The 11373-nt window shown below is 61.9% G+C and carries 13 protein-coding genes and 1 pseudogene; 1 reads left to right on the forward strand and 13 read right to left on the reverse strand.

Going from position 1 to position 11373, the window contains the following annotated elements; genetic code table 11:
• From VIW95_RS02750 to VIW95_RS02805, 12 genes and pseudogenes are all read right to left on the reverse strand, one after another.
• A partial coding sequence (locus tag VIW95_RS02750) for a tail protein X (protein WP_331583796.1) occupies positions 1-191 on the reverse strand: 191 nt, incomplete at its 3' end.
• Entirely contained in the window at positions 188-772 is a 585-nt protein-coding gene (locus tag VIW95_RS02755; RefSeq protein ID WP_331583798.1) for a phage tail protein, read from the reverse strand. The genes VIW95_RS02750 and VIW95_RS02755, both read right to left, overlap by 4 nt.
• Positions 773-783: 11 nt before the next feature.
• The gene (locus VIW95_RS02760; RefSeq protein WP_331583800.1) at positions 784-1026 is read right to left on the reverse strand and encodes a hypothetical protein; all 243 of its coding nucleotides are present in this window, start codon (positions 1024-1026) and stop codon (positions 784-786) included.
• A 640-nt stretch (positions 1027-1666) separates the two neighbouring features.
• A complete protein-coding gene (locus tag VIW95_RS02765; protein WP_331583802.1) occupies positions 1667-1951 on the reverse strand; it encodes an RNA-binding protein in 285 nt (94 codons plus the stop codon).
• Between the two features lie 158 nt (positions 1952-2109).
• Positions 2110-2475, reverse strand: a complete 366-nt coding sequence (locus VIW95_RS02770; protein WP_331583804.1) for a phage tail assembly protein — start codon at positions 2473-2475, stop codon at positions 2110-2112.
• 41 nt (positions 2476-2516) lie between these two features.
• Positions 2517-3035, reverse strand: a pseudogene (locus VIW95_RS02775) (phage major tail tube protein).
• 25 nt (positions 3036-3060) lie between these two features.
• Positions 3061-4602, reverse strand: a complete 1542-nt coding sequence (locus VIW95_RS02780; protein WP_331583806.1) for a phage tail sheath family protein — start codon at positions 4600-4602, stop codon at positions 3061-3063.
• Positions 4603-4645: 43 nt separating this feature from the next.
• Positions 4646-5467, reverse strand: a complete 822-nt coding sequence (locus tag VIW95_RS02785; protein WP_331583808.1) for a Gp37 family protein — start codon at positions 5465-5467, stop codon at positions 4646-4648.
• A gap of 1 nt (position 5468) precedes the next feature.
• Positions 5469-5903 (reverse strand): DUF1320 domain-containing protein, encoded by a 435-nt coding sequence (locus VIW95_RS02790; RefSeq protein WP_331583810.1) that lies wholly within the window; start codon positions 5901-5903, stop codon positions 5469-5471.
• Positions 5904-6050: 147 nt separating this feature from the next.
• On the reverse strand, positions 6051-6995 hold the full coding sequence (locus VIW95_RS02795; protein WP_331583812.1) for a Mu-like prophage major head subunit gpT family protein: 945 nt from the start codon (positions 6993-6995) through the stop codon (positions 6051-6053).
• A gap of 49 nt (positions 6996-7044) precedes the next feature.
• Positions 7045-7509, reverse strand: coding sequence for a hypothetical protein (locus VIW95_RS02800; protein ID WP_331583814.1), 465 nt, complete (start codon positions 7507-7509; stop codon positions 7045-7047).
• Between the two features lie 55 nt (positions 7510-7564).
• Positions 7565-8713: a phage protease gene (locus VIW95_RS02805; RefSeq protein ID WP_331583816.1), complete on the reverse strand. Its 1149-nt coding sequence runs from the start codon at positions 8711-8713 to the stop codon at positions 7565-7567.
• Positions 8714-9467: 754 nt separating this feature from the next.
• Here VIW95_RS02805 and VIW95_RS02810 point away from each other — a divergent pair.
• Positions 9468-10274, forward strand: a complete 807-nt coding sequence (locus VIW95_RS02810; RefSeq protein WP_331583818.1) for an ABC transporter ATP-binding protein — start codon at positions 9468-9470, stop codon at positions 10272-10274.
• Positions 10275-10374: 100 nt separating this feature from the next.
• Here the strand turns inward: VIW95_RS02810 and VIW95_RS02815 are convergent.
• Positions 10375-11373, reverse strand: a 999-nt coding sequence (locus VIW95_RS02815; RefSeq protein WP_331583820.1) for a choice-of-anchor D domain-containing protein, incomplete at its 5' end; no start/stop codon positions are given.

Below are 11373 nucleotides of genomic sequence, written 5' to 3' on the forward strand. Positions count from 1 at the left end.
ACGGAGCTCTTCTGCTGGAGCGGCACCGCTATCGCTATTCCAGCGTCGAACACCGGCTCGATCGCCACATTCGGATTAGCCATTATGATCGGCGAATAGTCAGTCGGATCGCCATAGTATCGCCAGGCTAAGAGGTCCCACCGCTCACCCGCCGTCGTCACGTGAAGTATGAACTGTCCCGTCTGCGTCATCGCCGCACACTCCTCACGATGACAGTTGTCGGCACGTCGCCCGCTTCGAGACTCGGACCGCTTGCGCCTGTCGCCAATAGAGTACTGAGTAATGCCGACACGCCTGGCGTGAATCCGTTTCCGCCTGCCCCAATCGCCTCCGACGCCGTCGTGATTCCCAGCGGTGAGAATGCTGTCAGCGGCTTTGCGCTGGAAAGCAGCAGAGGATTTGCTATCCATTCCTTGAGCGCGAGTGCGACCCGAATCGCGATCGGCGCACCGCTCGCCGACAGTTGCTGCGATTTCACCTTGATCGATTCGATGACGAAGAATCCGCGGAAGCCCCCGTTGCCGAACACCAGCGGCAATGCCAGATGCTCCGCTGCCGTCGCGCGCAATCGCGCCAGCTGCACGGCCGGATTCGTGAAAGTGGCGTGCCAGGTCAGCTCAAACTTCAGCCGCTCCAAATCGTCGCCGACCCATTGCAGCTGCGGCTTGCTCTCAACCACCCTCTGCTCGGCGAAATCGTACGCCCCCGCGGATTCGTAAGCTTCAGGAGAACCCACCACTTCGAATTGAATTTCACCCAACGCTGCGAACAAATGATCTCTCCTCAGAATTGCGCCCGCTCGCGCCGCACCGCTTCTCGTTTCAATTGATCGAACAGCTCTTCGCGATGTGTCCGCAATGCGCCAATCAGGTCATCTTGAACGGCGCCGCCCGCTCCCGCATTGATCACGACTGTCGGCGATGAGTTGATAGTGATGCCCGCGCGTCCGCTGCCGGCGTCTGAAACGCGACCATAACTCGACGGCCGCGCGAACTCGCGCTGCGAAACATTTGTAGGCGGAATCACTCCAGGACTGGACGGAGCGACGCGAACGTTCGCTCGTAAATCCGGCCGGCCGAAAGACAGTCGCCTCCCTTCAAGACTCTCGCGCGCTCGACTCGTCGGATCAGTCTTCGAAGGCAAACTCAGCTCTCCGTATTTTCGCCCGTCTGCAATCGCTCGCCCCGCGCTGGCCGATCCACCCGAGCGCTCAGCCCGCAACAGAGCACTTAGCGCGCCAGACAAATCCGAAATCTGTCGGTGCAAGCGCGCGCCCGCATCGACCATCGCCGCCGTGCGAGACCAACCGGCCTCGGCCCTGGCGATCCTCATCCCATTGTCACGCTGATTCCGGTTCGATGCGGCAGCTAAGCCGTTCCTGGAGCCATCGTTGGCGGTTCGCGGCAGCAGAAGAAATCCAGGCTCAAAAGAATGCTCGCCTTTCGACAATGAGCCATCGGCAGGAAGTTGCCAGCGATATTCTCCCGGCAGCGCGATGTTCGCAGTCGCTTGCGTGACTCGAATGTTGTTGCGCGCGATGTTAGCCACTCGTTCAAGATTCTTGAACGCGTGCGCCGAAGCCGGCCAGCCATTTCTCGCCGTCGAGTTGATAGTCCTGGATTCCCTCGCCATCTGATGACTCTGACGCCCCGCCTTGGGAGGTTCTCTATTGCGCTCGCGCCGCGTTGCGGTCGAATGGACGGCGTTGAGAGGTCGCCGCCTCCACTCGCAGCGGACGTCCCGCGAGTTCCTTGCCGTTCATCGCTCGCAGCGCTACTGCGGCGTCGTCCTCATTTTTCATCTCGACAAACCCGAACCCGCGCGAGCGCCCGTCGTACCGGTCGCGCACGACCTCGGCTCGATCTACTCCGCCTATTTCGGCAAAGGCTTCGCGCAAATCCCCGTCGCCCAGCGAAAAACTCAGATTGCCCACGAATAGTCTTATTCCCATCGCCTTACCGTCTCGCTTGATTAGTCACTTGGTGCATTTCACGATAGTCACTGCAATTACTACTCACGATTCGTCCCCTCCGCCGCGTTCGACGCGCATCCGTTCATAGTCGGTCATTGCGTCCAGCCAGTACGACAGCTCCGCAAAGTCCATCCCGCTCAGTTCCCGGACTGAGAATCCGGATTGGACGAGGCCTGCGAAGCTCGCTGCGGAGGGCGGTCGAAATTTTCGTCAATCACCTCAGCCTGCAGCGCCATAACGTCCGCAAGGTCCATCTCGAGCACGTCTTCGTACACGATCTTGCGTCCATCCACGCGCGCCACCTCCGCAATCAGCGCAAATACCACCGCGCTCGCATCGCCTCCTGCCGCTGCCCGCTGCGCCCGCATCAGATCGCGCCCATATCCTTTCCGCACCTCCGCGCGCGCTCCCGACGGCAGGTCAATCGTCCGGACCTCTTCTCCTTCTTTCGTTTCCGCGCCACCGATACGGACTCCATTCACAATCGTTTCGTCGGTCTTCATAAATCTTCGCTCCCGTCTTGCCGGTTCATTGACGTAGTACTTCACCCGCCCAGGTTCGATCGGAAGGTACTCAATTGATCGACTCCGCCTACCACGTAGATATTCGCGAATACGTCGTACAAGTATATTTGGACTCAAGCGCCGAATAGCTCGCAGTGATAGATACTTACTACTGACGTAGTCTCGACCATGTGATGCTGACGGAAGGTTGGACTGCCGGCGTCCTTGAAGATTCCGGTCATCAGGTACACGACCGGGAGCTGGGCGGTTCGCCCCTGGCTGGTGTACTGCTCCAGGTTCCCGCGCGCCTGGAAAGAATGTGTCTGGAATGGGCTCGAGGACATCGCGAGCGTATCGGCGTCGAACGACGACCACTTGATCTTCGACTCCAGCTTTTCCACCCCCGCCCACAACTCGGCCGTACCAGCCATCCCCAACCCCTTGTAGTCAATCATCTTGTGCTTGGGATTGGCGATCTCGATCTCTTCCGCTCGGCCAAGCAGGCCGACCCCATCGATATATATATTTGCATTAGTCAGTGAGTTGATCTGGATATTCATTCAATTCCTCTAGCGTCAGGACGAGTTAAGAAACCGCTCCCGCCGCTACGGTGATCGGACTCGTATTCCCCAGTTGCTGTAACAGCGTCACATCGATGAATGCTTCGAAGGTGATTCTTTCCGCCGGCGGTGGAGGCATTACGTCGATATCGAAAACCAGCTGCCCACCCGCGATCTGCGCCGACGGATTCTCCGCCGGGTTGAAACTTGCGGCGCCCGCGACCAAAGCTCCCCGCTGGATGAGCGACCTGATGAACGCGTTTGCGCTGGCCAGGATCGCATCGATCAGCGCGTTCGAGATCGGCTGGTCAATGAACTGCAGCATCGCCAGCTCCACCGATTCTTCGATTACGTCCATCGTTCGGCGGACCGAGATAAAGTTGTCCGGTGTGGTGGCCGTCGGGTACGCCGCGCTCCTGTTTCCCCAAACCCGCAGTCCCGTGCCGAATGCGTTGAACACTGTGACGATTCCCGCCGCGTTCAGATTGTTGGTGTCGGACGACGCGTCGAGAATCGACGCGTACAACTGAACGTCGGGCCCGAGCATTCCGTCGACCTCGGTGTTGGATGGCGACCACCAGTAACCCTGCGCCAGGTCCTTGGCCGCCATCGCTCCAGCCACCCACTGCGAATATGGCGCGACGGCGTTCGCGTTGAACTGCGATGTCAGCGGCAGTCCCGAAGCGTTCAGCGTCACTCCCGTCGGCACGATTCCCATGTCGAAGAACGTCTCTTGCGGATAGCAAAGAATCGTTCGGCTGCTCGACGTTGCGAAGCTGCTGCCCACCACTCCGCGATTGGTTATTGCGGCAGCCGCCGATGTCGCCGGCGGCGAATCGATTAGCGCCATCGCACGAACCTTCGTGGCCATCGCCGTGAGAGCAGCCGCAACCGTGGCGTCCTGTGAGTAGCCCGGCGCTATCAGTATCTTGGGAAAGAATCCCAGGATGCCGTAGGTCGTCTGAAATACCTGCATCCCCGTGTACACGCCGCCGGTGATTGCCCCGATCACGTCAGCGTCCACCACTTTCGACGGATCAGCGTAGCGGAACGCAATCAACACGCTGGCGCTGGGCGCAATATGTCCTCCCGATCCGGCCGGCACCAGCGTAACCACGCCGTTCACCGCGTCGAGCGTATAGTCAGTATTCGCCACATATGTAGTACCCGCGGGATTACTAGTGACTACTACACTCGATACCCCCATGTGCCCGAGGTTGATAGTTCCCTGGGTGTTGAAGGTGAATGCGGTCGCGGCTATCGCCGTAAAGTGTATCGTTGGATCGAACACGTTGACGACGATCGCTTGCCCCGCTCCTTGCGCCTGGATCGCCGTGAGTGCATATGGGATCGAGTATCCGCGAACCACCGGCCCGAACGCTGCCGCGTCGAGCGCCGACGAAACCAGCGTCGGCGTATCGAGCGCCGCTGCGACCAATGGCGACGCGACCGCCCACGCCGGGGCCGTCCCCACCAATCCAATCACCGCCGATTTAACGACCGTGACCGGCACCGGCCCGTTCGGTACTTCGATTACTTCAACTCCGTGCAGGAAACTGGCTGGCATGTATCACCTTTACTCAGTTGGATCGAGTTACTATTTGTCCGGATTAGTTAGTCGGCGCGCTCTGGCCCGTAACTGCGATAGCCTCTTCCGCGTATGCGTATGCGATCTGCACCGTATCGCCGGCGGACACCGCACCGCCCGGGATCGCAGTGACTATTCCATTCGCGCGATCCACTGAGAAGTCAGTACCCTGGATCAGCGCGCCGCCGCCGGGACCCGTGATGCTCACGGCAAACACGTTGCCCTGCGGTAGCTGAACCTGGAGGCTCGAGTTGAACGTGTAGGAGGACGCGCCCACTGTGATCGTGCTCTCTCCTCCCTCTTCCAGCGCGATGCCCCTGATGAAGAGCGGAAAGTTGTCGGGCTTCGAGGCTTCGACTGCCACTGTGCTGAGCGCGAAGGTCGACGAGTAGGTCCACACGCCACCCTGTTTGTGACGCTTCACGAATTTTTCGTTCACCGCGTACATCTTGCGGCAGCCGGGGATCTGATAGCCCGACAGCGCTGTGCGGATCGCCTCGATGATTGTGTATGCGCCGGGACTCGGACCTGATGGGTCGCCACCGACGGACCAGCCCAGATCGCGCATCATCACCGAAATTTCGAACTCGAGTTTGCGTTCCTGGATTGTCGCCGCGGTGTCCAGCAAATCGCCGTATCGCGCGCCCTTGTACATCACCAGCGCCGCGCCCACGCGATGCGTCATGCGCCAACTCTCGGGACGATCTGGGTAGTGCGCGATTTCGATCGAGCTGATTTGCGAACGCAGTTGATTGACGATCGCGTCTTCGATTGTCGCGATGTCGATCGCAGTTGGCGGCGTGAAGACTACGCCGTTCCTTGGCGCATCCAGCATGACACCCATCTCAGTAGCCCTTCAGCTTGTCGCGGTCGAAAACGCGCTCCGGTCCCTGCACGGTTTCCACCGACCCTCCAACCGGCGGTTCCGTTCCGTCGGCGGCGAAACCGAGGGTGAGCTCGCCTGCCGCAACTTGTCTGAGCATCGCGACCGCGTCCTCATAACGTTTGCGCGCGTCTTCCAGGTCGTGCAGAGGCCGGAGCGACTGCAGACGGTACATCGCAATGTCGGTGGTGAGACGGTTGAGGACGGCTGGCGGATCGGTCAGCGGAAGTGTGAAGCGCCCTTCGATGTATCCGTCGATTTCGGCTGACGCGTCCGCCAGCGCTTGCGTGATCGGCGTGTTGTTTACCGTCGTCGCCGTGGGATCTTCATTAGTCAGTTGAACAAGATCTCGATTAGGGTATCGATTGATCATGTCTTGCGCCGTCGCGTAACTCACAGTCGTGACCTCAATCCGTCAGGTCTCTCCGCGGGCGCTGAACAACTGACTTGCGCCCGCGGAGAGTGGCCATGCACTCCGGCGGCGCGGGCAGGAGGGAACCCGCGATACGCCGGCTCAGGGAAACTTGAGTCCATCGCCGCGCCCTTATGCCAGGAACTCGCTGACGATGAGGTCCGCGCTGTTGCGCCAGATATTCGAAGTCGCGACGCTCGCGCTCGCGCCGGCGCCGGCCATGAATTCGGAGTTCAGCAATTGCCGCGCAACTTCTTCGAGCACCGGTGGCACCAGCAGGTACACGCCGCTGCGGCTCGATAGTGCGCCAAACGGCTGTCCCGCGTCGGTTTTGAACGCTCTCATGGCGGCGCGCGCGGCGCCGTAATTGGTCGGGTTGCTGAGATCGGTATTGCTGGCGTACGCCAACTGCCACAGCCCGACGCCGGTGTTGGCGCGGCCGTCCACGCCGTAGCGGAACTCGCGCCGGTTGAACACCGCTTCGTCCGCGACGTTAGTCATTCGCGTGACTGCGTATTCGCGCCGCAGCTGAAAGATGAATGGACGAATCACCCGCGACGCGTCGATCAGGTACCAGTACGCACCCGAACCACTCGAGTTGATATTCGCCGCCGTGGTTCCCGCCTGGCCCATCAGGCCGACTGGATGAGTCGCCGAGAAGAACGGCACTCCGTCGAAACCCACGACATCGCCCGGATTTGCGACCGCGTCCTTGATCATCGCGAACAGCAGCATGTCCGGATGCACCTTGGTGTCCCAGCCGAGCTGCTCGATGATCGGCTCGTAGGCGCCGTAGGTATCGTCCTCGATGTCGTTTCGATCAATAGCCACTGTGTCTTCGAAGTTGCGATTGACTATTGTGTACTCATGCGTTTCGAGCGCCTGGATTACTCTGTCGCCCAGCCATTCGCGGAACTTGGTAGTGCGGCCGAGCCACGGATAGGTAGTCTGGCGCGACGCCGATCGCACGACGCTCGTGATTTGCTCGTAGTATGACGGCGGCTTCTCGAACCCGCGCTGAAAGACGACGTCGAAGCCGGTGAACAACGCGGTCAGATTCGCTGCACTGATTTCCATCTGATTCTTCCTTATTCGGTGAACGTCATCGTTACGCGGATGCGGTTGCCTAGTGCCAGAAATCCACCCACACCTGGCCGCTCGGATCGATCGCGACCACCACGCCGGCCGCTGCGTACTGCTGAACGTTCGCGCCGCTTGCGCGATCGGTGGCGGTGACGTTGTTGTCGTCGAGCGCGAAGCACACCTGCCCGACCTGCGCCGCGCCGACCGTGCCGTCCGTCGCGTAGAGGAACACGCCCTTGCGCGCCGTGATCGAAATCGCGCCGGCAGCGCCGGGATTGTTGATCGCGTTCTGCCCGGGGATTCCGCTTTTCACGTATTCCGCGCGTCCAATCACCTTGAGCGCGTTGGCAACGGTCGTCGTCGCCGACGCCGGCACCGCGTTGCCGGCCGCATTCAGCGCGACGATTCCGCCGAGGTAAACGTTGGTGTTCGCCTCGACCGGGTAAACGCGCATCCTGCCGCCATCGGCCATCTCGGGCGTGTTTCGCGAATTGGTTAGAGCCGCCATCTTTTCACCCTTGTTGATGCGCGCCGGCGGCCTTCAGAGCCGCGCGCGGCGCGAGTTAATCCTGGTTGTTTCGTAGGTCCGCGCTGCGAACCGCTGCGTTTCGGAGATCAAGGTCGGCCCGTTCGAGGCTCAGGAAGTCCGCGCGTCCGCGTTTGCGGCGCACGAATTCCGAATGCTTGAGCCCGAGCTGCGCGCAGATTGCGAGTTCGGCTGCGTTGAGCCCGCCGCCTCGGCGATCGGCGGGAGGCTCGCCACCCAGGCCCAGGTTTTCGCCGACGATCGACGGCTGCTTGGCCGCGAAGGCCTGGAAGCCGCGCGCGTCGGCGGCGCAGTACGCAATCGCCCACTCGCGCTGGGCCGGGACGACCTTGCCCGCGCGAATCGCCTCCTCGACCGTATGCGCGGCGCGTTCGCGCGCGCGCTCGGCCTTGAGCGCGTTGAGCTCGGTGAGGGCGCGCTCGAACTCCGCGATCGCCACGTAATGCGCGGGGTCGTGTGCCTGCGTGCTAGTCGATTGTGACGACGCCGCATCGCCGGCCGCGCGCAGCTCGCGCACTTTTGCGACGACTTCCGCCGCCGACGCGTCGCCCTCGAGGTTAAGCAGCTCGCGCAATTCCTGAATTGGAAATTCCATGCGTTGGTCCTTCGTTTCGTTGTCGGCCGCCGCTGTCCGCGACGCCGCTATCGCGGTCAAATGAAGATTTGGATTGTTGGTCAGTCCCGCCCGCAGCAACCGCGTCACGCTTCCGTCCTTCGGATCGAACTGGAACACCGGCGAGACGTACCGGTACTCGCGCGCCACGATCGAACTTGCCGCCCGCGCCGTCCATTCCACGCGTCCCCATACCGCGCCGCCGCGCACTTCGAGTTCGCGAATCCATCCCGCGGCGGGAGCGGGCCGCCCTTCGGGTGCGCCGAAATCGGTGGCATGGTCGTAGTCGATCGGGATGCCGGCATTCATTTGCAACGCGGTGGTCGACGCGATCACCGCGGCCGGATCGTCGAGGCGAAACGGTCCGCGTCCGTCGCGGCCGTAGAACACGCCGCCCGGCAGCAATTCGATCCATTCCGGCGCCGTTGCGGTTTCCTCTCCCGGCGCGGGTGCGGAGGCGGGCGCACCGGCGGTATCGATCACGAACGAAGGAATCAGTTTGCCCGCCCGCGTCTCGTTTTCACCGCCGGTGCGTGTAATGAGGTGTTCCATCGAGGGGCATTGTGCACCGAGATGAGAGATTGCATAAGGCTGAACAGTTCATCCCTGAACTTTTGTGCCCATCGGTGGACTGAAGAACATAAAAAGTTGACACCGCGCTTTCTTCGGAGCCGCGGGCAGGGCCGCCCGCGCCACTAAATCAACGGAGTCGGCCAGCCCTGAAAGCGCCTCGCGCCGCAGTGCAGTGGCGCAGGCCACAGTGCAGTGGCGCGGGCCGCCGTGCCCGCGGCCTCCTCATTTGAAGGGGCGGACGTCGCGAGCAACTGCGAGCGCCAGTTTATCATCCTGACGAAGCGAGCATCGCGAGCGGAGGACATGGCTTCTGGCCTCCGGACAGCTTCGCGCCAGCGAAGCCGGTTCCGGTTTTGAAATCGCGCAGCGCTCCTCACAGGAAGAGGAGACACAAAGGACTCGATGTCGACGACTTTGTGGTTAGACGAGTTGAGCTTGGGGCGATGTCCGGCGTTGCACCTCTCCCGGCGACACCGCTACGCGGCTTACGCCGACCTCTCCTCGGACAAGAAACCTTTGCATAACCCGGCTCGCAGTTCTTCCCCTCTCCCTGTTAGGGAGAGGATCGAAGGTGAGGGTCCTTATACAGCGCGCGTTCTTCGCGCGCGACTCAAGATTCTGCTTCTGCTCCGACCGTCCGCTGCGGTTACGCAAAGCTCCTCGTACAAGGAGAGGTTACGATTTGAAGCGCGCTCGCATTTATCTGCATCGCCCTGTTAGAAATTCGCCCACGATGAAATCCACTGTGCCTGTGATCGAAGTTACCGCGCTGCGGGTCGAGCGCGAGGATGTCATCCTCGAGTCGATCGATTGGCGCGTCGTGCGCGGGGAGCATTGGGCGATCCTCGGCGCCAATGGCTCGGGCAAAACTTCGCTCCTGCGCGCCCTGACCGGATATCTGCCGCCGACCGCGGGAGAAATTCGCGTGCTCGGCGAAACCTATGGACGGTTTGACTGGCGCGAGCTGAGGACGCGGATAGGGCTGGTCAGTTCGAGCGTCCATCAGATGATGGACGACAATGAAACCGCGCTCAAAGCCGTCGTCAGCGGACGCTATGCGCAAATCGGCTACTGGGGCGAGATGCGCGACGAGGATCGGCGCGCTGTCGACGCTATATTGCGGCGAATCGAGGCGCGCGAGCTGCGCGAGCGTCCGTGGCGATTTCTCTCGCAGGGCGAACGTCAGCGCGTACTGATCGGACGAGCGCTGATGGCGTCGCCGCGCCTGCTCATCCTCGACGAGCCGTGCGCCGGACTCGATCCCGTTGCGCGCGAGCACTTCCTGCAATTCATCGGACGCCTCGCCCGCGTCCGCGGCGCGCCGACGATGGTGCTGGTGACCCATCACGTCGAGGAGATCGTGCCGATTTTCTCGCACGTGCTGATCCTCAAGGCGGGTCGCGTGCTCGCCGCGGGACCTCGCGGCCGAGTACTCACTTCCGCGACTCTGTCCAACGCCTTCGCCGCGCCGGTGCGCCTTACTCGCGCGCGCAACAGGTACTCACTCGCGGTGCGGGCTCATCGCGGACTGGTAATCTGACTACCTGCTCCGCCGCCTGGCTATTAGCCAAAAGTAAAGCGGCGAGCCCGATGGCTCGCCGCTTCGTCGCGCGCGTTGTTAGTTGCGATACCGACCCCTGCTAGTGGCCAGTCCCCGTCAGCGGGACCATCTGCGGTGCTCCCGTCGCATCGTCGTTGACGATCAACTCTCCGCTATGGACGCCGTCATCCGGCGGAGTGAAGGTCACCTGAACCGTACAGCTCTTTCCCGGCGCCAGCGTTTTGCTGCACTGCGATTTAACCGCGAATGGAGCCGACGTCGTCTCTCCGGTGATCATAACGCTGAGCTTGGAACTCTTGGAGCTGGTGTTCTTGATCGTTACCTTCTTGGCTTTGCTGGTCTTACCAACCTTGTCCTTGCTGCCAAAGCTCACAGGATCCGGTTTGAACGACAGCGTGCCCAAAGGCGTCGCAGTAGCCGTCGGCGTTGCGGTCTGGGTCGCCGTGGCCGTCGCAGTTTGCGTCGCCGTGGCAGTCGCAGTCGCCGTCGAAGTGGCGCCGGTCGCAGTCGCGGTAGGCGTCGCGGTGCTCGTGGCCGTCGCGGTGGCGGTTTTGGTCGCTGTCGCGGTAGCAGTCTTGGTCGCCGTCGCAGTCGCCGTCGGCGTGCCGCCCGTTGACGTCGCAGTTGCCGTCGACGTCGCCGTGGCCGTCGCAGTTGCAGTCTTGGTCGCTGTCGCAGTCGCCGTCGGCGTGCCGCCCGTCGACGTCGCAGTGGCCGTTGCCGTCGCAGTCTTGGTCGCGGTCGCTGTCGCGGTTGCAGTCTTGGTCGCAGTTGCAGTTGCCGAAGCCGTGCCGCCGGTCGCGGTCGCCGTAGGTGTATGGCTCGCGGTCGCGGTTGCAGTCGCCGAAGGCGTCGGAGTGCCTCCCGTCGCAGTGGCGGTGGCAGTAGGCGTTGGGAACGTCGTCGGACACGTTACGCCGAGCGGATCGATCACTGTCAGGAACGCATTGGTCGAGCTGTTCTTGTTGCCTCGATTCGCCACTTGGAACGCATTCGGCGTGATCGGATAGTCCGTTGACCAGGTGACTCCGGCCACCACCAGGTTCCCGTTCGAGTCCACCGCGATACCGCCGGCGAT

Origin of the sequence: Binatus sp. (SeqCode), from assembly GCF_036522015.1 — a bacterium.
GTDB lineage: Bacteria > Desulfobacterota > Binatia > Binatales > Binataceae > Binatus.

Excerpts from the sequence above, each read along its gene's own strand:
- VIW95_RS02765 (WP_331583802.1), bottom strand. The coding sequence starts at position 1,951 with ATGGGAATAAGACTATTCGTGGGCAATCTGAGTTTTTCGCTGGGCGAC.
- VIW95_RS02770 (WP_331583804.1), bottom strand. The coding sequence starts at position 2,475 with ATGAAGACCGACGAAACGATTGTGAATGGAGTCCGTATCGGTGGCGCG.
- VIW95_RS02780 (WP_331583806.1), bottom strand. The coding sequence starts at position 4,602 with ATGCCAGCCAGTTTCCTGCACGGAGTTGAAGTAATCGAAGTACCGAAC.
- VIW95_RS02785 (WP_331583808.1), bottom strand. The coding sequence starts at position 5,467 with ATGGGTGTCATGCTGGATGCGCCAAGGAACGGCGTAGTCTTCACGCCG.
- VIW95_RS02795 (WP_331583812.1), bottom strand. The coding sequence starts at position 6,995 with ATGGAAATCAGTGCAGCGAATCTGACCGCGTTGTTCACCGGCTTCGAC.
- VIW95_RS02800 (WP_331583814.1), bottom strand. The coding sequence starts at position 7,509 with ATGGCGGCTCTAACCAATTCGCGAAACACGCCCGAGATGGCCGATGGC.
- VIW95_RS02805 (WP_331583816.1), bottom strand. The coding sequence starts at position 8,713 with ATGGAACACCTCATTACACGCACCGGCGGTGAAAACGAGACGCGGGCG.
- VIW95_RS02810 (WP_331583818.1), top strand. The coding sequence starts at position 9,468 with ATGAAATCCACTGTGCCTGTGATCGAAGTTACCGCGCTGCGGGTCGAG.